This is a genomic window from Sphingobacterium sp. UGAL515B_05 (assembly GCF_033097525.1).
In the GTDB taxonomy this organism is placed as follows: domain Bacteria; phylum Bacteroidota; class Bacteroidia; order Sphingobacteriales; family Sphingobacteriaceae; genus Sphingobacterium.
Map to the genome: position 1 here is coordinate 3,925,040 of NZ_CP109907.1, position 21,804 is coordinate 3,946,843.

Annotated in this window: 10 protein-coding genes; all 10 read left to right on the top strand. The window is 41.7% G+C overall.

Annotated elements, in window-relative coordinates; genetic code table 11:
* Window positions 1–100: 100 nt before the first annotated feature.
* The 10 genes from OK025_RS15880 (at window position 101) to OK025_RS15925 (ending at window position 21,756) form a co-directional block, all read left to right on the top strand.
* Window positions 101–3,301, top strand: coding sequence for a TonB-dependent receptor (locus OK025_RS15880; protein ID WP_317665194.1), 3,201 nt, complete (start codon window positions 101–103; stop codon window positions 3,299–3,301).
* 12 nt (window positions 3,302–3,313) lie between these two features.
* Window positions 3,314–5,098, top strand: coding sequence for a RagB/SusD family nutrient uptake outer membrane protein (locus tag OK025_RS15885; protein ID WP_317665196.1), 1,785 nt, complete (start codon window positions 3,314–3,316; stop codon window positions 5,096–5,098).
* Between the two features lie 121 nt (window positions 5,099–5,219).
* Window positions 5,220–7,421 carry a DUF5703 domain-containing protein gene (locus tag OK025_RS15890; protein ID WP_317665198.1) on the top strand — a complete coding sequence of 734 codons (2,202 nt, stop codon included), beginning with the start codon at window positions 5,220–5,222 and terminating at the stop codon, window positions 7,419–7,421.
* A 148-nt stretch (window positions 7,422–7,569) separates the two neighbouring features.
* Window positions 7,570–9,798 (top strand): hypothetical protein, encoded by a 2,229-nt coding sequence (locus OK025_RS15895; RefSeq protein WP_317665200.1) that lies wholly within the window; start codon window positions 7,570–7,572, stop codon window positions 9,796–9,798.
* Between the two features lie 39 nt (window positions 9,799–9,837).
* Window positions 9,838–12,117 (top strand): hypothetical protein, encoded by a 2,280-nt coding sequence (locus tag OK025_RS15900; RefSeq protein ID WP_317665202.1) that lies wholly within the window; start codon window positions 9,838–9,840, stop codon window positions 12,115–12,117.
* A 59-nt stretch (window positions 12,118–12,176) separates the two neighbouring features.
* Window positions 12,177–14,105, top strand: coding sequence for a right-handed parallel beta-helix repeat-containing protein (locus tag OK025_RS15905; protein WP_317665204.1), 1,929 nt, complete (start codon window positions 12,177–12,179; stop codon window positions 14,103–14,105).
* 225 nt (window positions 14,106–14,330) lie between these two features.
* Complete coding sequence (locus OK025_RS15910; protein WP_317665206.1) at window positions 14,331–16,646, top strand: GH92 family glycosyl hydrolase; 2,316 nt, start codon at window positions 14,331–14,333, stop codon at window positions 16,644–16,646.
* Window positions 16,647–16,708: 62 nt separating this feature from the next.
* The gene (locus tag OK025_RS15915) at window positions 16,709–18,151 is read left to right on the top strand and encodes an alpha-L-fucosidase (RefSeq protein WP_317665208.1); all 1,443 of its coding nucleotides are present in this window, start codon (window positions 16,709–16,711) and stop codon (window positions 18,149–18,151) included.
* On the top strand, window positions 18,148–19,404 hold the full coding sequence (locus OK025_RS15920; RefSeq protein ID WP_317665210.1) for a DUF2264 domain-containing protein: 1,257 nt from the start codon (window positions 18,148–18,150) through the stop codon (window positions 19,402–19,404). The genes OK025_RS15915 and OK025_RS15920 overlap by 4 nt, the downstream gene beginning before the upstream one ends.
* A gap of 63 nt (window positions 19,405–19,467) precedes the next feature.
* The gene (locus OK025_RS15925) at window positions 19,468–21,756 is read left to right on the top strand and encodes a glycosyl hydrolase family 95 catalytic domain-containing protein (RefSeq protein ID WP_317665212.1); all 2,289 of its coding nucleotides are present in this window, start codon (window positions 19,468–19,470) and stop codon (window positions 21,754–21,756) included.
* The last annotated feature ends 48 nt before the right edge of the window (window positions 21,757–21,804 follow it).

Genomic DNA, 21,804 nt, shown 5'->3' on the forward strand with positions numbered 1-21,804 from the left:
TTTATTCCTGTCATCATTTGTGAAAAATAAAGACTTATAAATAACCAAGTTCACTATTGTCTTTTCTTTCGAGACTAGGGGACCCTGAATACAGATAATTATGAAAAAAGCGAAATTAACACAGTTTCAAAATTGGCACAAAAGCACAAAAAATGTTGTGCTCTTTTGTGCTTTGGCTGTCGCCTGCAGCCCTAGAGAGGCGGTAGCGAGAGCATTATTAATGGAGGGCGAGCATCGGGAAATGGTTCCGTCTGAACTTACTCAGGAAGATATCATTGTAAATGGTCGCGTGATTGACAGGGACGGGAAACCGATGATCGGAGTGTCCGTTTCAGAAAAAGGGAAGCGAAATCAACAGACTACGGATAAAGATGGTCATTATCAGATCAAAGTTGCTTCATCGGCAATATTGGTTTTCACCTATGTTGGACATGAAACCGTCGAACAAGCAGTTGCTGGACAGAAGACGCTCAATGTTTCTTTGAAAGTAGGAACGAACGATCTGAATGAGGTTGTGGTAGTTGGATATACTTCGCAGAAAAAATCTTTGATTACCGGATCTATTTCAACAATGAAAGTGGATGAGCGGATGAATGCGATTCCAACGACCTCTGCGGGAAATCTTCTCATCGGTAAGCTATCGGGTGTTAATGTAAGTACAGTTAATGCAATCCCGGGATCACAACCTGCAATCAGTGTGCGGACAAAGTCTTCGCTTAATGATCAAAATGTTATTTATGTAATTGATGGTGTTGTTCGGGGATCGGGAGATTTTAATAACCTGAGTCCAAATGAAATCGATGAGATTTCGGTGTTAAAGGACGCAGCTTCAGCAGCCATTTATGGGGCTCGTTCGGCAGGAGGTGTAATCTTAGTGACCACTAAAAGAGGAACGCAGGGTAGGCCGGTCTTTAACTATTCAGCAGGATATAGTATCGACACGCGAACAAAGAATGTAAATCTAACGAGTGCCGTGCAGGCCGGTGAACTTTATACGCGTATTAATGGTGCTGCTGACCCTGCGGGATGGGCCTGGTCTCAGGAGGAACTAGATCATTATAAGACAATCAATAATGGTTGGGGCTACGATCAGCTGGAAACAGTATGGCGCAATCCATCCACACAAACACACAATCTTAGTGTGAATGGTGGGAGTGATAAGGTGCGATATTTTGGTGCTGCATCATATGTTAAGCAAACAGGATTTTTAGATCCGCTTACCTATGATAAGTATAATATTCGGATGAATGTAACTGCCGATATTACGAAGGATCTTGAAATATTTTCAGGTTTTGCGCTTTATAACAACTTTACTGGAAATGCTGTTTTTGAAGATGCAGCGGCCAATTATGGTAAGTTGCGCGTATGGCAGCCTGATCAGCCGGTATACACGGATAATGGTCAATACATCGATTATGGGTGGATTGCCAATATGGGGGCGAGTGTAGATGGAACTGCTGGTTATAATAAGGCAAAAATGTTGAAACCACAATTGATTATAAGCGGAACTTACAAGGCTCCGTTTTTAGATGGGTTGAAAGCCAAAGTGTCGTATGCAAGAAGCTGGTCTAATGAAATTACTCAAAAGTTTTATAAGAACTATCCATTATTTTTAATGAAAAGAAGTGGTCCAAATAATCGTATTATTTCGACTGCTGACAGCGATATTGTTGGAACGAGAAAATCAACTTGGGTTGGAAAGGATTTTATTGAACGAAAATCGACCTATAGTGACGATAAACAGTTCAATGTTCAGCTGAACTACGATCATGTATTTAATGGTGTACATCGGGTATCTGGAGCTTTGGTTACAGAGTGGTATGAAGGTGGAGGAGCAGGCATCACAGGTGGAAGGGAAACTTTTCCGGTGTATCTAACTGACCAATTTTGGGCGGCTAGTAGTGCACGTGCTGATGGTTGGGCTGATGGTGATACAGACTTTCTCAATGGGCGGATGTCTTATGTCGGACAGTTTAATTATGCCTATGCGGACAAATATTTAGTTAATTTTTCTTTCCGCGAAGATGGTTCCATGCAATTTGCACCGAATGAGCGCTGGGGATTCTTTCCAGCAGGTTCGGTCGGATGGGTTGCTTCGGAAGAGAAATTTTTCAATAAATCAGTGATCCAATTTTTGAAATTCAGGGGATCGGTCGGTTTGACAGGGAATGATGCAGTTGGAGGTGGAGGATGGCAATGGCAGGAAGCTTATAAAGCCGGAAGTTCAGCTTATTTTGGCACAAGCCCTTCTCCTTCTGTCGGAATCGGCTACGGTCCTGTGGTCAACCCTAATTTGACTTGGGAAAAATCATTGAGTTACAATTTTGGAGCGGATATGAATTTTCTGAAGAATTGGAATATTTCACTCGATTATTGGTATCGGAATACCTATGATATTTTGAAGAATCGTCAATTATCCCTTCCGACAACTTTTAGTTTGTCTATGCCAGATGAGAACTACGCAAAAGTCAAAGCACAGGGATTCGATCTGCAGTTGGGGTATCGTAAGGATCGGCCGGATTTCTCCTATTATGCAAATCTGACGATGTCCTATGGCTGGAATAAGGTAATTACACAGGATTATGCGCAGAATGCACAGACGATTGATGTGCCTGTTGGCAAATCGTTGAGTTATATCACAGGTTGGCAGTATGATCGTATCTTGAGAACTCAAGCAGATGTGGATGCCTTTGTTGCCGCAAATCCGAATTATAAGCATAATGGTTTGTCTCCGGCATTAGGGATGATGGTGTACAAGGATTTGAGTGGACCTGATGGTAAACCGGATGGAAATATCGATGATTGGGACCGCGTGATGTTAAAACCAAATAATAATCCTGTTGTATATGGTCTAAACCTAGGTGGGAGCTGGAAAGGATTTCATGTGGATATGATGCTTTCAGGACGTTTGGGAGAGAAAAAATGGATGAATGATCTTGCTGGAGGGGTAGAATGGAACCGCATGTGGGATCAATGGTATTCGGACAGCTGGACGCCGGAGAACCCAAATGCGACTTTGCCGAAGCGTGTGAGTGCCAATAATGCAAGTACATATCAAACAAACAGTGCCTATTGGTTGAAAGATGGCAGTTTTATGCGGATGAAATACCTGACTTTAAGTTACGATTTACCAAAGGGGAAATTTTATAATAAAGTTTTTGATAACATAAGGATTTTCGCTACAGGGACCAATCTCTTTGTGCTTAGCCCATTCAATAAATATTATGATCCGGAGATTGGTGGTGGCAATGCATTCCCTGTATTGCGTTCATACAATTTTGGTATCGATGTTAAATTTTAAATCTTTTGCAAAATGAAAACTAGAAAACTAATATATGGACTCTGTTTGGCGATGCTAACCAGCTGTAGTTTAGATTATAAAAATACGGGTGTCATTAATCCAGACAACGTCTGGATGGATAAGACCATGATTAATTCCTATTTGTCCGATGTTTACGGTAAGATGATGCCAGGGTGGCCAATTGCGGCTAACGGAACAGATGAGGGTATGAATCAACCGACGGACATGGGAAATTTTCCAAGGGGTTTGGTTACGGTAGATAACCAAGGACAAGAGTTAAATTACGCTAATATTGACCGGATCAACTTTTTCCTGGATAAAATGGCAACGGTTACTGTACTTTCTGATGCTGAAAAGAAACCGTTGGTCGGTCAAGCACTATTTTGGCGTGCATGGGATTATTGGGGAAAAGTGTGGAATGTGGGTGGTGTACCGTTGATTCTTCACTTTCAGGATGTGACCAATGTACCTTCATTATTTGTAAACCGTAATTCAACAACGGAATGCATGACGCAGATTTTGAAGGACCTTGATGATGCCATCGCAAATCTTCCGGATGTTTGGACCGGAAGTGACTATGGACGTATTGATAAAGGTACGGCAATGGCATTTAAGGGACGTATACTATTACGTTATGCCAGCCCTTTATTTAATCCTAACAATGATCAAAAACGTTGGGAATCAGCCTATAAGGCTAATAAAGATGCGGTTGATTTCTTAAAGAGCATGGGCAAGGGCTTATACGAAGGTAAATTTGAAGATATCTGGTATAACGAGCGCAATAAGGAAGTCATTATGCTGAATCAGTTTTATAAACCTGATCATAAATTAGATCAAAAAAATGTTCGTCCCGGGCCGCTAACCAAAGATTATGCTAATGATAACCAGGCAATTCTTCCCTTATTGATGGCTTACCCCAAAAAGGATGGAACGCCCTTAAAGTTGGATCTCAATCGCTTGGCCAATGATCCAGTATATAATGAGCAATTTATGACTGATTTTTATGTCGGACGTGATCCTCGATTTTATGCAACAATCTTTAGTCCAGGTACGGCTTATCCGGCAAGCGATAAGTTAGTAGGAGGGATGAAGTATTGGAATACGATGAAAAAGGTGCCGGATGCAAGCTCTGCTACTGGATTTAGGTATGTGAGTTTAATAAATGATGAACTGAAAGTAGGAGATGTATATTCTTCCGGATATTATCAACTTAAAGGAATTGATAAATCATTAACGCAGGCTACTGTATATGATGCAGAGACAGATTGGGTAGAAATCCGCTTCGCAGAGGTATTGATGAACTATGGTGAATGTGCCAACGAAACAGGAAAGTCGGCGGAAGCGCTAGGAGTTTTGTATGATATCCGTAAAAGAGCTGGTATCGAGGCTGGAAGTGGAAATTATGGTATCACGGCTAATTCTCAGACAAGCATCCGCCAAGCCTATATGGATGAGCGTTTTATTGAATTTGCTTACGAAGGGATGCGTTTCACTGATTTGCGTCGTTGGAAAAAATTTGACCTCTTGAATTCCCTTAAATATCGTTCAGGACTTTATGCTGTTATTAAAGATCAAGCAAATATAGCTTCTTTTGATTGGACCAAAGATATGTATGATCCTACCGTACGCAAGCTTTTCCGTTTTGAATATGTTCAGAATTTAGATGGCGATAATCAATATCAATTTAATGTCAACTTACAGCATTGGTTCTATCCACTGCAAAAGCAAGTAATCGATAGAAATTCAAAAATTGAACAAAATAATGAATGGGGTGGAAGTTTTAATCCATTGAAATAATTATAATTTAAAATTAACATAGAGTGGTTTAGGTGTATCCTTTAGTTAGTGTTTTTTTAGTTGGGCTGGCTATGCAGTCCAACTCTTTTACGATTATTTATAGGGAATTATCAAGAGTCCGATGAAAGCGAAAATACTATTATTTATATTCTTAAATTTATTAGGACATGTTTTATTTGCACAGAAGAAGGCATTAAATGATTATGATATAAATTGGACAAGTCCTGGTCTAAATTCTCAAGGTTCTATGCCTATTGGTAATGGTGATATTGGTGCTAATGTTTGGGTAGAAGATAATGGTGATTTAGTGTTTTATATTTCGAAAACAGATGCCTGGAGTGAAGTGGGAAGAATACTGAAATTAGGAAGAGTAAGAGTATCAATCCAACCTAGTTCTATTAAAAAGAGCGGATTTTTGCAAACTTTAAAATTGCAGTATGGTGAAATGAAAATTAATTTGGGGGACACACAAATTAATTTTTGGGTCGATGCCAATAATCCTGTTATTGAAATGGATATTAAGAGCCCGAATGCCACAAAAGTTAAAGTGCAATATGAAAATTGGCATAAAGAAAGAAGATTGATAGCTGGTTCAGAAGGATTTTCAGTCTCTGGATTTGGAGAATCTTTAGGTGAAGTATTCCAAGAACCAGATATCGTTGTATCTAATAATTCTGACAAAATTGTATCGTATCATCACAATAATTATTCGATTTGGAAAAGAAATCTTAGCATACAATCCCTAGAGAACACCTTGCAAAATAACAGCGACCCATTATTAGGTTTAACCTATGGTTTGTTGATTCAGGGAAATGGATTAAAAAATGTTAACGATACTATTTTGGTCTCCAGTCGGGAGAGAAAGCAGCATCGAATTGAAATATTTCCATTTACAAAGAAAATCAATCCTGTTATCTGGCAAAATGAGTTAGTAAAAAGAGCTCATTTTATCGAAAGTCTCTCGTATCAAAAACGGTTGACGGCTCATCGAAAATGGTGGGTGGATTTTTGGAATCGATCTTATATTTTTATTACCGCAAATGATGAAAAAAATAGAGAAGATGCGGAGAAAGTAACTCAAGGTTATATTTTGCAGCGGTTTATCAATGCATGTGCTGGTAGAGGTAACTTTCCGATTAAATTTAATGGAAGTATTTTTACAGTTGATACCTATAACAGAAAGGGAGAACGGCCAAATATGGATGCCGATTACCGCTCGTGGGGTGGTAGTTATTGGTGGCAAAATACGCGACTCATCTATTGGAGTATGCTATTGTCAGGCGATCTTGATTTGATGAAACCCTTTTTCAAGATGTATTTTGATGTATTGCCAATTAGAAAGGAAGCAACGAGAAAATATTATCAACATGAAGGTGCGTTTTATCCTGAAACAATGGATTTTTGGGGGACATATAATATTGGAGATTATGGAAGTAATAGAGCAGGCTTAAAAGAAGGTTTTACGATAAATCCCTATGTAAGGTATTATTGGTCAGGTGGATTGGAGCTGTCACTCATGATGTTAGATTATTATTCATTTACTAAAGATGCCGAATTTTTGAAAAAGATGGTACCTTTTGTATCTGAGATTTTAACGTTTTATGATCAGCATTGGAAAAGAGGTGTTGACGGTAAAATAAAATTTGATCCTGCGATGTCTCTGGAAACCTATCATACTGCAATAAATCCTTTACCGGAAATTGTAGGGATAAGGACGGTTGCTCAAAAAATGATGAATCTTCCGCAGAGTCACATATCAGCTTTAGATCGAGAAAAATGGTCAAAATTGATTGCTGATTTGCCGGCTCTTCCTATACACATTGTAAAGGGAGATACTTTACTTGCCCCTGCGCATGAATTTAGCAATAAAGCAAATGCGGAGAGTCCTGAACTTTATGCTGTGTTTCCCTATCGCGCTTACGGGTTGAAGAGGCCGAACCTAGCATTAGCCAAAAGAACTTTTCGTGCAAGAAATCATAAGGAGAATGGTGGTTGGCAGCAAAGTTCTATTCAAGCCACTCTTTTAGGCTTAACAGAGGAAGCAAAAAATATGATCATACAAAGTTATTCAAGCTGGGATAAGAATTTTAGATTTCCAGCTTTTTGGGGACCAAATTACGATTGGACACCCGATCAATGTCATGGGAATGTTGCCGCGATAGCATTGCAACGTATGATCATCCAATATGAAGATGCTAACGTCGATTTGTTTCCCTCTTGGCCCAAAGAGTGGAATGTACGTTTTAAGTTAATGGGGCCAAATAAGCATATTTATGAAGGAGAATACAAAAAAGGAGTATTAAAACTCAAGTCAAATCCGTAAAAATAAAAGACTAATACGATCTTTTACGTTCATAAATGAGTATAATAATAAAGTGGTTTATATGATTTGTTATTCGAGATTTTCAGTAAATAGTGAGTGTATATTTATATAGTTCTCTAGTTTTAATCAAACTAAAATAAATAAAAGGATGAAAAAAATAGTAGGAAGTTTTCTACTTTGTGCATTAGCGCTAAATAGTTTTTCGCAAGACTGGATCCCTCAAAAGCGGGATAAAAATGTGCTGTTCAGATTGCTGGATTGCCAATATGAAGGAGCAAAATTGGTAAATAGTTCGACAATAGGAGGGCGTTCGGACAATTGGAATGTCACGCAGGAGGTTTTGAAAAAGAAGGGAACCAATGAGGTGACCTACCGATTTACCTTTAAGGCGAAAAGAGCGATGAAGGATGCGGGGGTAGCTGTCGCTTTTGATGCTTATGACTGGTCGAGCGATAATTTTGTGATGATTCCCGCGGTTGTTTATAATGGCAATCGCCAACGGATCGTCAACCGGGAATATGCAACTGGTCTCGACAAAACAGATTATTACCGAAAAGATCTAGCACTAACCTCCAATCCGATCCCACAACTTTCACCAGAATTCGGTGCAAAGTCAAAATTGGAAGTGAATATCAGTAATACAAGTACACCCGTAATGGCCTACTTAGACCGAAAACAACAGAAGGGCGTTTTCCTGTTTACTGATCAGGGAATTACTTGGAAAAATGAGGTAAAAGACCATGCATTGATTGTTGAAGAAAGTAAGGATCGAAGTGTCGCAAGTTTTGTCGTCAGTGCGCCGGGTGTGCGGTCGCGGAAACCCGAATTTATCGGTTTTAGCGAAAGCCCTGATCGGGGAATATCGGTCGCCCAAGGTGATGAATTGCAGATTCGCGTTACACGATTAGAATTTCAGTCCGCAGATGTACCGTATTTGTACACTCGATTTATGCAAGAACGAAAATTGCATATCAAGGAAGCTACTCCCCGCAATTTAATGCCGATGAGTGAGGTTTTTACGCGTATGGCAAAAAATATTGATGAACGCTATTATGCAAAAGACGGTGTTGGATTTTACTGCCCTGAGAATGCAGATTGGATGTCCTATGGCTGGGTGGGTGGATTGATCAATACCTATCCTATGCTGGCTTTGGCAGATACGACACATTTCAATCGTGTAAGGAATACCTTTGATTTTGCCCTGCCAAAAGGCCGGGGAGCAAGCGGATACTACTATGATGTACTTGGTGCGGATGGGAAGGTGATCTACCGTGATGGCGCCAAACTAAATCCAGGTATCGGATTGACGCGTAAAAATGCGGATGTACTGTACTGGATGGTGAAACAATTTATGCTGCTGAAAAAGCAGGGCAAATCTTCTTTGATTTCCAAAGAGTGGGAAAACTCAACCCGGCAACTTGCGGATGCCTTTGTAAAGACTTGGCAAGAAGAAGGAACCTGGGGTAATTATATAGCGGTTGAATCGGGTAAAATTGCGGCGTATAACACGACAGGTGGAGCGATGGCTGTTGCTGGCTTAGCCTTGGCAGCTTCTTATTTCCATAACGATCAGTATCTCAACGTGGCAAAAGAAGCTGCGAATAAATATTACGATGAGTTTGCCCTGGTCGGATTTACTTCGGGTGCTTGCGGGGATATTCTCCAAAATGCCGATTCGGAAACTGCAATTGCATTGACGACTTCACTAATGACGCTTTTTGAACAAACTGGCAAACGCGAATACCTGGATCAGGCCAAAAACCTAGCGAATTATACCGCGTCTTGGACAGTATCTTTTCCTTATCAGCTACCTGAAAATACAGCTTTGGCAAAATTGGGCGCTAATCTTACAGGGGCGGTTTGGGCGAGTACACAAAACAAACATGGTGCCCCAGGGTTTTGCACACAATCTGGCGACGCACTGTTCAAGCTTTTCCGTGAAACTGGAACGAGCTTATATGCCGATTTGATACGTGATGTAATCCACGCACACGCCGAAGGCATACAACCCAATGGTAAGATCACCGAACGTTTGACCTATTGTGATGCGGATAGTCGGGGATCACGTGGCGATGGCGGTAAAACAGGCTGGAACGAAACAAATGGAGCATTGATGGCGCTAGAGATACCCGGACTTTACGTCCGAAAGGACAAAGGGACAGCCTATGCCTTTGACCATATCGTTATCAAGACGATAAAGAAAACGAATCAGGGGCTGTCGCTGACACTATATAATCCCACGAGCTACGATGCAACTGTAACGGTGTTGGCTGAGGATGCCCATGAAGCCGCGCGACCTTTGGGAGAAAATGCTTTTTGGGACTGGAAGAACAAAGTCAACATCAAAGCTGGAGAGTCCGTTGCTGTTGATCTATAAATGAAAGCTAAAAAATACGATACGTTAAAATTAAAGGGAATGAAATTTCTAAAAGCTAAATTGCTATGTCTCGGATTGACTGCCTTGTCAACGATGGGCTATAGCCAAACAACATTAAAAACCAATTATTTCAAAATCGTGATTGACCAGAAAGGTTATATCACGAGCATGCAGAACATTACAAAAAAATCGAGTCCGGAATTTAGTCCCTCCGATAAACCGTCCCCGTTGATGGTGCTATATAATGCAAAAAAGAGGGTATATACCTATCCAAATCAGGCAAGCTATTCTGCAAGTGATAAAATCATGACTTTGCGTTATCCGAACGGTTCGACCGCGCGCATCAGCATCTTACCTCAGGCGAAGTACTTCAAGATGAAACTCCTTTCTTTGACCAATTCGAAAGAAATTGAGGCAATACAATGGGGATCCTATCATACCAACATAACTAATTTACTGGGCGAGATTATTGGTGTCAGTCGGGATACAAGTAAAGCGGTCAATTACGCGATTGGTATGCTGGCGCTCAATGATAATACATTGGGTGGAACAGCAGATATTCAAGGTGATGCAGCGCCATTTCAGTATATTATCCATTCACCGGATGCAGCGCGTTTTCCATTGCCAAATGACTTGCATGAAGGCCAAATATTTACTTTAGGAGGAAATGGTATCAGCGATGTCGCCTTTTATGCACACAAAGAACCATATTATCGGATTATGTACGGAAATGCGGCTGAGGTGGATAAAAATGGACGAATATCTATTAGCTACCAATCTAGGGACCGTAGAAGTCCGCGCGAGGTGTATTATTCGTTGATTCCCAATATGCCTTCAAACAAGCCAAATCATCTGCAGGTTCAACCCCTACCCGGTGTCGATTACATCGGGTCTAGTATCGCTTTTTGGGGCAGTCCGGATAGCACAGCCCTGATGGACGTGGTTCAGGATATTGTGCTTAAAGAGGGTTTGCCACATCCGACAGTCAATGGAAAGTGGATCAAAGATCCGGCGGCCTTTGTACCTGATGTGTTGACTGAGGGGGGACAATATGACAATATGATAGAATATGCTGACCGATTGGGATTTAAGGCAATCAGCCTGTACGACCAAGGGTTTTTGCGGCCTGATCGCGGGAATGCAGGTTATATTGACGGTAAAAACTTCGATCATAAGCCGCTTAAGTTCGCCGATGGGAAAGCACTTTCTCACAAGGAATATGCGATGTTGGCAGCCAAGCACAACCTGGTTATCGGTCGTACCCCGATAACGAATGCCCTGGCTCCGGGCACGAAAGATGCCAGTCCGGTTCCGAGCGATAGTATCTGGTATCAACAAAAACGTCCGCTAGCAAAGGCTATTAGTGCTACAGATACACTCATCTATGTGGATGACCCGACGCATTTGGAGGAAATAGGCAGTTGGGAAGGACACGTCAAAAGCTTAAATATCATTAAAATCGGCAAAGAGCTTATCCATTATTTAGGTGTGAGCGATACCAAACCTTATCGTTTACTCAATGTGAAACGAGGCTACTGGAAAACAACAGCTACTGCGCATAATGCACAGGATACTTTGTACAAACTACAGGTTACCATTGACTATGGTTATGATGGTCTGATTCCGAATATTCAGTTGCAAGATAAAATAGCCGAATATTATGCCGATGTCTGTGCAATCAATGGTTTGGGCTACTATGATTTTGACGGTCAGGAATTCTTGTTCAACAATGGTCATGGTTACTATTCGGCGAAACGTTTTTTTCGTAAAATGTTCGAACGTGCGAAACAACATGGATTGGCAGATATTCGTTTTACAGGGGCTACTTTATCCGAAGGATCATGGCATTATCAAAGTATATGGAACGTAGGTGGCGGTAAAAACTTATATGATGCAGAGACGCGGGAATGGGGAAGTGCGACAAGTCAAGGAAAAGATTTACGTGATGTCTCCTACGCTAATTTTTTCCCTGTCGGAATGGGCGGGAATTTCCCGATTACCGAAAAGTCTACTGTCGAGGAATATGAGCATATGCAGGCCATGTCTGTGGGTACGGGATCAACTTATAGTTTAAAACTGAATCAAAAACAGGTAGAAAGTTGTCCACAGAAAGATGCTATTTTCCAAGCGATCCGCACCTGGGAAAATGCCCGGAGGGCAAATGCTTTCCCACGCTGGGTGAAAGAGTATCTGGTGGATCCAACGCAGAGTTTTAGATTAGAAGAACTCGATAAAGATCACTGGAATCTTTATCGTATCAATAGGGATGGTTCGGGTAAGAGACTATTAACAAAATTGACAAGAGCAAAAGGATATTAAAAAAACTATATCCGGCCTATTCAGGCCGGATTAGTTTTTATAGCATTAAACTGATTAAAATGAAAATTACTTTTTTCTTAACCTGTATTTTCGTTTTGGGATTTGGAACCTCGTCGGCGCAGGTAAAATCGGAACCTCGGGAATACCATGTTGCGATCACTGGAAGTGATACGCAGGCCGGCACTCCTACAAAACCACTCCGTACTATAATGGCTGCAGCCAAACTTGCAATGCCAGGTGATATCATCACGGTTCACGAAGGGGTATACCGCGAAAGTATCGTTCCACCACGTGGTGGTTTTTCGGCAAAACAACCGATTACTTACCGTGCAGCAAAAGGTGAAAAAGTGGTTATTAAAGGCTCGGAAGAAGTGAAGGGCTGGAAGCTGATTGGTGACGATATTTGGCAGCTCGAATTGCCGAATTCATTCTTTGGTACATTCAATCCCTATCAGGAGGAAATCCGCGGGGACTGGTTTTGGCCAACACCGAAAGAAAGAAAATATCACCGCGGGGCAGTTTATCTTCATGGTCATTGGCTGATGGAAGCTTCTTCTAAAGAACAGCTCTTAGCCGATCATTCGCCGAAAGGGGGATGGTGGGCGTCGGTTGATGGGGAAAAAACGGCTATATGGGCCCGGTTTCCAAAGGTTGATCCGAACCTGGAACAGGTAGAAATCAATGTTCGACCTCGGGTATTCTATCCGGATCGTCCTTTTGTCAACTACATCAACGTGGATGGTTTTGTGATGGAACAGGCCGCGACTAACTGGGCACCACCCACTGCCGAACAGGAAGGACTTATCGGTACACATTGGAGTAAGGGCTGGCGTATAGTCAACAATACCATACAATATTCGAAATGTGTTGGAATTGCCCTAGGGAAATATGGTGATGCCTATGATAATAAAGATACAGAGTCCGCTGAAGGGTATGTGGGCAACATAAAAAGAGCGTTGGCTTTTGGTTGGAACAAAGACAGTGTCGGCAGTCATTATGTGGGAAATAACAAGATAGCCTATTGCGAACAGGCCGGTATTGTGGGCAGTATGGGCTGTTCATTCAGCACGGTAGAGCACAATACAATACATGATATCCATATCGAGCGCCTTTTTACCGGCGCTGAAATGGCAGGGATTAAATTTCATGGCGCTGTAGATGTTAGCATTCGAAATAATCGGATTTATCGGACGAATATGGCAATTTGGTTGGACTGGATGGCGCAAGGCGCACAGATTATGAATAACCTGTTTTATCAAAATGATCTCGATATATTTTTGGAGGTAACACATGGGCCTGCGTTGGTTGCCAATAATATTATGCTTTCCCCTAAAAATTTGTCAATGAATGCGCAAGGAGCGGCATTCGCGCATAATCTTTTTGCCGGAAAAATCGAAGTTATTGCATACGATAGCCGATTGACGCCATATCTGAAACCGCATGCAACTGGAATTGTTGCATTAAAGGATAATCCGGCAGGTGATGTGCAGTTTGTCAATAATATTTTTACAAAAGGATCTGATGTCAGTGATTATTATAAAGCGTATCTTCCCGTGTTGTTGGATGCTAATGTCTATACTAAGGGTAGTATTGCTGTTTCAACTGCCAAAGTAAATGCACGAATGGGGGAAATACATGCCAACGCCGAGCAGCAGATGAAGTCTTATGTGAGCAAACTTGCAGTAGAACATAATGCGTTGATCGATACGAATGAGGCTGTTCTTGTCAATTTAGTGGAAAAACAAGGTAAGCTCTACTTGGACTTTCCGTTTCAAGCAAAATGGTTGCAACAGAAGAGAGATTTGGTGACTTCAAGATCGTTAAGTCCAACGGTAATATCCGAGTTGCCATTTGAGGATCGAAATGGACGGCCTTTGCAGATTGACCGGGACTACTTCGGTAAAGCTCGAAAAAAATCCAATCCGTCTCCAGGTCCATTTGAATATACATGGAAGAAGGAAGAAAAAATAACATTGATTTATGAATAGAAACCGAATAATACCATTAAAATCTTACGGGATGCTGTTGAGCATCCTTTTTTGCGTTTTGTTCGAATAGCAAAGTAATAATCGATTTGAAAGGTGATAATTCGTCGCCGTTGGTTGATAAGAAAGTAAATTTATAGTCTTTGGCAAACTTTTGGTCGAACATAACCAATTGTCTGTATCTTATCGGATTCCGAAGAGCGAATGAAGTAATGTAAACCATTTTTTATGATAAATCGTATTCAGTTTAGTATCATTTTATTTTTTGTAGTTTTCAATTGCTATGCTCAGTCCAGGTATGTTAATCCGTTTATCGGTGCAGTTACCAGTGGTGAGAAGGCCGAAACCGGTGGACATGGTTTCGGTAAAACTTTTCCGGGTGCAGCAACTCCATTTGGCTTAACACAGGTTAGCCCCAACACGATCACTGGTGGAGATAATGGTTCTGGATATAACTACGAGCATACCTCCATCGAAGGCTTTGCCTTTACGCAAATGAGTGGGATAGGCTGGTACGGTGATTTAGGTAATTTTTTAGTTATGCCGACTACAGGAGAATTAAAAACTTCGGCAGGTAGTGCCGAACATCCAGAAAATGGCTACCGCTCCCGTTTTTCCAAAAAAGATGAAAAAGCAAGTGCAGGTTATTATGAGGTGGTGCTTTCAGATTATCATATAAAAGCAGAAATGACTGCTGCACCACATAGCGGGATGCTTCGGTTTACCTTTCCCAAACATAAAAAGTCGCGGATTCAGATCGACTTAGCACGACGGGTAGGTGGTACATCTACGGAACAATATGTGAAAGTGGTGGACAACCATACCATCCAAGGATGGATGAAGTGTACGCCCGAAGGTGGCGGTTGGGGAAATGGCGACGGGAAGGCAAATTATACGGTCTATTTTTACGCCCAATTTAGTAAGCCTTTTACCGAAACGGGAGTATGGAGTTGTGCCATTCCCGAGGGACAAAAACGGAAATTGGAGGATGTCACAAGTGCCAGTTATCAAGAGATGGTTTCCAAATCTGTCGTCACAAAAAATATCGGCATTATGGAAGGTAAACATTTGGGGTTTTATACCGAATTCCCTACACAAGCAAATGAGCAGGTCTTAATGAAAGCTGGAATTTCATTTGTCAGTATGGAGGGAGCCAAAAATAACCTTGAAACAGAAATCAAAGATTGGAACTTTAACAATGTATTGGAGCAAACGCAGAAACGATGGGATGATGCATTAGGGAAAATCGAGATTCACGGTGGGACAGAAGACGAGAAAACTGTTTTTTACACGGCTTTGTATCATTCGATGATCGATCCGCGAGATTTCTCGGATGTAGATGGAAAATACGTTGGCGGTGACGGACATATTCACCAAACGAAAGATTTTACCAAGCGAACAGTATTTAGCGGCTGGGATGTTTTTCGAAGTCAGTTTCCTTTGCAAACGATTATTAATCCGACTATCGTAAACGATATGATCAATTCTTTGGTCACATTGGCCGAAGAAAGTAAACAGGATTATTTAGAGCGCTGGGAATTTTTGAATGCGTATAGTGGCTGTATGATCGGAAACCCTGCCGTATCGGTTATTACGGACGCCTATATGAAAGGGATATCCAACTTTGATGTAGAAAAGGCATATAAATATGCACGACAGACAGTTGAAAAATTTGGCAATGGAGAAAAGGGAACTACAGGAGAAATTTCGACGACATTGGAATATGCTTACACAGAGTGGTGCCTGTCTCAATTAGCAAAACGATTAAATAAAACGGCTGATGTGGATTTATATGCTCATCGTGCGCAAAGTTATAGAAATCTCTTTGATCCGACAGTTGGTTGGTTTCGACCGAAAGAACAGGATGGTACATGGAGTAAATGGCCAGAAATGGGACGCTTAACCCAAAATTATGGCTGTGTTGAGAGCAATCCTTATCAGCAGGGATGGTTTGTCCCCCATGATGTGGATGGACTTGCAGGCCTTTTGGGTGGTAAGCAAAAAACCATCGCGGATCTCAACAGTTTTTTTGAACTCGCTCCGCAAGATATGATGTGGAATAATTATTATAACCATGCCAATGAACCGGTACACCATGTACCCTTCTTGTTTAATCGTTTAGGAGCACCATGGCTCACACAAAAATGGACGCGTGAAATTTGTTCACGTGCCTATCATAATTCAGTTTATGGTCTGATAGGTAATGAAGATGTGGGGCAAATGTCCGCATGGTATGTATTGGCGGCATCTGGAATACATCCTATTTGCCCAGGGGACACACGTTATGAAATCACAAGCCCTGTATTTAATACAGTCACCTTTAAACTTGATCCCAAATATGATTCGGGGGCACAGTTTGTAATTAAAACAGAAAATAATTCGCCTGAAAATCGCTATATCCAAAAAGCTGAACTTAATGGTGTCCCTTATAATAGCTGTTTTATAGATCACAATGAAATTATGCGAGGGGGAACCTTGGTGCTATTTATGGGGAGAGAACCGAATAAACAATGGGGGCTGGGTAAAACTTTTGAAACACAATAAATACTAGGGAGATGATGGTTGTTAATCGTCTTATTGTAGAATATGACTAAAGATTTTATTTTATGATAAAAAAACTGAAAGCTTTCCTCGTGGCGGTTCTTCTGCCTGGCGGCACTGCATTCGGACAGCAAGCACCAGCACCATTTTTGCCTATTCCAAATCCCGCACAATTGCGATGGCACAAAGCCGAATATATTATGTTTGTCCATTTTGGCATGAAGACATTTTATCCGAGTGACAACCACATGGGGACGGGAGATGAAGACCCAAACCGTTTTAATCCCACACAATTCAATACCGATCAATGGGCTAAAGTGGCTAAAGAAGGTGGGTTTAAGGGGATGGTGCTAACGACAAAACATCACGATGGATTTGCAAATTGGCAGACTTCAACCACCGACCATGGGGTCGCTTCTTCGGCTTGGCGAGCAGGAAAGGGAGATGTCGTACGCGATCTGGCTAAATCTTGTCGAGAGAATGATCTCTATTTTGGATTATATGTCTCTATTATCGATCATCATTTTAACAAATATGGCTCTTCGAAACATCAGTCCTATGGCGATTATTACTTTAACCAAATTGAGGAGTTAAGTACCAAGTATGGCCCAATCGATGAATATTGGTTCGATGGTTTTAATGCCGATAACCTAAAAATGGACTATCCTAAAATTGGACGGATGATTGTCGAGAAACAGCCCGATGCGGTGGTCTATGATTCGGGTGTTTTGGTCAACACTATCCCTGATCGCTGTATAGCATGGCCAGGAAATCATGGCGGAATTACGCCAGATCAAAACTACCGCCAATTAATCGATGGCGTAATGCGCTGGTACCCCAACGAAGCTTCAATTATTTTGCAAGGCAATTGGTTTCACATTGGTCAACCTGCCGTGAGTCTAGAAAAGATGAAAGAGTATTATTTAACCTCAGTTGGTTATGGCTCAACGCCTTTAATGAATGTTTCTCCAAATGCAGTGGGATTGATGGATGAAGCAACAGAAAAGATTTTGATCGCGTTTAAATCCTGGGTCGATCAATTGCACAATAGTAATCCGGCATTCAAAAAAAAGGCAACAGACGACGGTCATCGTGGCAATTCGAAAAAGTATGCAGCTTCACAGGTCAACGATGGAGATTATAATAGCTATTTCGCAACAGATGATAGCGATGATAAAGCGAGCATAACCATCGACTTGGGTAAGAAAACAAAAATTGATGGTTTTATCTTGCAAGAATACATTCCGCTCGGTCAACGGGTGGATGAATACAGCATTGAATGCCGTGTGGACGGGAAATGGGTTGAAGTTTTCCAAGGAAAGAAAATTGGGTATAAGCGTATCATATTGGCAGGAGCGGCTTCGGCCAAGGATATTAAATTTCCAGTCTCAGATGCGGTGCGACTGCATGTCAATAAGAGTTTGGCTTGCCCATTAATCAATAATTTTCAAGTGATTGCTTTGGGAGGAATCGATAACCAATCGCTTAGATCAAATCCATACAAATGAAATATGTTAGATGGCTTGCCTGCATGGCCTCCTTGTTCTATGCCGGAATAGCTCAACCCGTAGTTGCTCAGCAGGCTACTGCACTTCCTGTAACAATTGAACAAGGAAATCAAGATCGTGAATATTGGACAGAGTTACTTTACAAAATTGTATCTCCAGTGATCCATAACCTCGCTTCGGGAACACTGAAAAAGAATATGCCTCTGGAAAAGGCTCCAGGGTATATGTTAAATGCTGAGCAGGTTACCTACTTGGAAGCTGTGGGGCGTACCATGGCCGGTGTTGCGCCTTGGTTAGCACTTCCTGATGACAATACACAAGAAGGAAAACAGCGTAAAGAATTGCGCTTGGCATTGCTAAAGGGAATTGCCAATGCAGTGAATCCAAAAAATCCCGATTGCTTGGATTTCAGTAAGGAACAACAGCCGATTGTTGATGCGGCCTTTATGGCTCAAGGCTTTTTAAGAGCGCCTCAAGCGCTTTGGGAACCCTTGGACGCAACGACAAAATCAAGGATTATCAATAATTTTAAAAGTCTGCGCAATCGTGCCGCCTACTATAATAATTGGTTGTTATTTTCGGCATTGACAGAAGCCTTTTTGTTACGGATAGGTGAAGATGCTGACCCCATGCGTATTGATATAGCGCTGAAGAAAATGGAGGAGTGGTACCTAGGGGACGGCTGGTACAGTGATGGACCTCATTTTGCCATGGATTATTATAATAGCTTTGTCATTCAGCCGATGTTGGTCGATATTTATCGTACGCTTGCGGAGGTAAAGAAGACGGGGCGCACGGAATATGATTTGGTCCTAAAACGTATGCAGCGTTATGCGACATTTCAAGAACGGATGATCGGTGTGGATGGAAGTTTTTCGCCTTTTGGTCGTTCGATAACCTATCGAACTGGTGCTTTCCAGGCTTTGGCACAAGTGGCACTATTGGGTAAGTATCCAGAGGGACTGTCTCCGGGACAGATTAGAAGCGCAATGACGGCTATGCATCGTCGAATGTTCGATTCCTGTTCGAACTTTGATTCAAATGGATGGTTACTGTTGGGATTCTGCGGCGCACAGCCGGAAGTTGCGGATACCTATACTTCCACAGGAAGTTTATATATGACCACACTCAGTTTTTTACCGTTGGGATTGCCTGCAAATAATCCATTTTGGACAAATAAACCCGAGGACTGGACAACAAAGAAAGCTTGGCAAGGTCAGGCGTTTAAAAAAGATTATAAAGTTGGCTATTAAGTTTTTTTTATAAAAGTACTAGGGATTCGTTAGCCTAAGTCGTCTTTTAAGTAAAGCATGATCATGAAACCGCCAAATCTTAAGCTCGTTTTTTTTACCTGTTTTCTTGGCTTTTGCTCCTTTGGGCAAAGTCTGGCTCAACGAAGTCTGATACCGTCAGGTATGTTGGATAGGAGCAAAGCTGTTGTATCACAATATGTAGCCCAATTCGATCGTCCTGCAATACGAATACCATCCCAAGTAGCCGTGGATGCTCCTTTGTTGGGTAATGGCAGTACAGGGGTAGCAATTGCGGGTACAGCTGATAGGCAGACCTATTACCTGGCGAGAAATGATTTTTGGCGGTTAAAATCTGGATTTAACGAGTCTTATCCTGCCGTATTAGGTAAAGTAGAAGTGGCTATTCCAATGTTAAAGAAGGCGAGTTATCAGGTTGATGTGGATCTATATACAGCAATTGCAACCTCAACCTTTCAGGCAGGAGATACGCTGCTGGAGATCAAATCATTTGTTTCCGAGAAAGATGACTGCTTGATTTTACAATTTCAAAACAAAGGAAAGCAACAAATCAACGGGCAGATTAATCTGCTTCTCCCTGCGGAAGACCAATTTAAAAATAATCCACCAGCCGAGTCACTTTTCCCTGCTGTCACGCAGCAGGAGACGAGAGGAAATGGAACAAAATTGATCAGCAGGGGCTTTAATGAGTTGGTAGATATTCCGACAAAGGCTGCCGCTGCTGGAAAAATAATCGGACAACAGCAAGCTGATTTCAACTTACATGCAGGCGAATCACTAACTTATGTATGTGCCTTATCTTCCAATTTCAAAAGTAAGAATTGTGCGGAAAAGGTGCTTAAGACCGTGGATGGTTTAGATCTGAAAAATGTAAAACTGCTCGAACGCGAACATAAAAAGTGCTGGGCAGATTTTTGGTCGGACTCTTATGTTGAAATTCCTGATAAAGTGATCGAAAAACAATATTACCTGTCTCACTATGTGATGGGATCCTGTAGTCGCGATCCGCAATTTGCCCCACCCATCTTTGGAACATGGATTACGCGGGAGATTCCCAATTGGAATGGTGATTACCATTTGAATTATAACTATATGGCGCCTTACTATGGACTTTATTCTTCCAATCATCTTGCTGCAGCAGGTTCGTATGAGCAACCTTTGCTCGACTTTATGGAACGGGGAAAGTTCTATTCGAAAGAAATAACAGGGATTTCAGAGGGATTGTTATATCCGGTGGGAATAGGCCCGAAAGGGATGGAAACAACCCGTCAAAATGCAATCATGGAAAGTGTATTTGGTGGGTATATCCAAGGTGGACAGGTGGAGCATAAAGGTTTGTTCTTTGGTCAGAAAAGCAATGTGTCCTATGGTGTCACCAATATGGCTACAGCGTTTTATACGACTTATGATCGCAATTATGCACGGAAAATATATCCTTATGTGCGTGGTGCAGCTGTGTTTTGGACCAACTATGTCAAGAAAGATGAAAATGGTCGTTATGTGATTTTTAACGATGCCATTCACGAAGGGACGGTCGGGGATAGTAATCCAATTCTAAGTCTTGGACTGGTAAGGCAGACATTGCAGCTGGCTGCCGATTTGAGTGCCTATTTGGATGTGGACCGTCAGTTGGCGGCGAATTGGATACAGGTAAAGGCGAATCTCGCTACTTTTCCGGTTCAGGAAAAAGAGGGGAAATCAGTCTTCCGTTATACCGAAAAGGGGCCAGCATGGTGGAATGATAATACACTGGGCATACAGCATATTTTCCCGGCCATGCAGATTGATCTGGAAAGTGATCAGCGTTGGATCACTATTGCACGGAACACGATCGAAAAAATGGGACGTTGGACAGATAACAATGGCACCAATAGTTTTTTCCCTGCAGCGGTTCGTGTAGGCTACAGTGCCGATAGTATACTATATCATTTGCATCGATATAGTCAACATACTTATCCCAATGGATTTCAACGGAACAACCCGCATGGTATAGAAAATTGTAGTACAGTACCGACAACCATTAATCAGATGTTGTGTGGTGTCCATCAGCAGGTGCTAAAATTATTTCCTGTATGGCCCAAACAACAGCATGGGCAATTTGGCAACTTACGTGTTGACGGCGCCTTCCTCGTGTCATCAAAACTCGAAAATGGGGCTGTTACTTATGTAGAAATCTTAAGTGAGCAAGGACGGAATTTGATTCTTGACAATCCTTGGCCGGGACGTAAAATTTCCTGGCGCAAAAATGGAAAAATAATGCAGCCTTTGGAGGGCGATCGCTTGCGTATAGCAACGAAAAAAGGGGATCGTATTTACTTGCAAGTTGCTATCTAGTTAAGCCGTAGGGAACTGTTGCTGTTTGAGAAATTAGAAAGGTATACC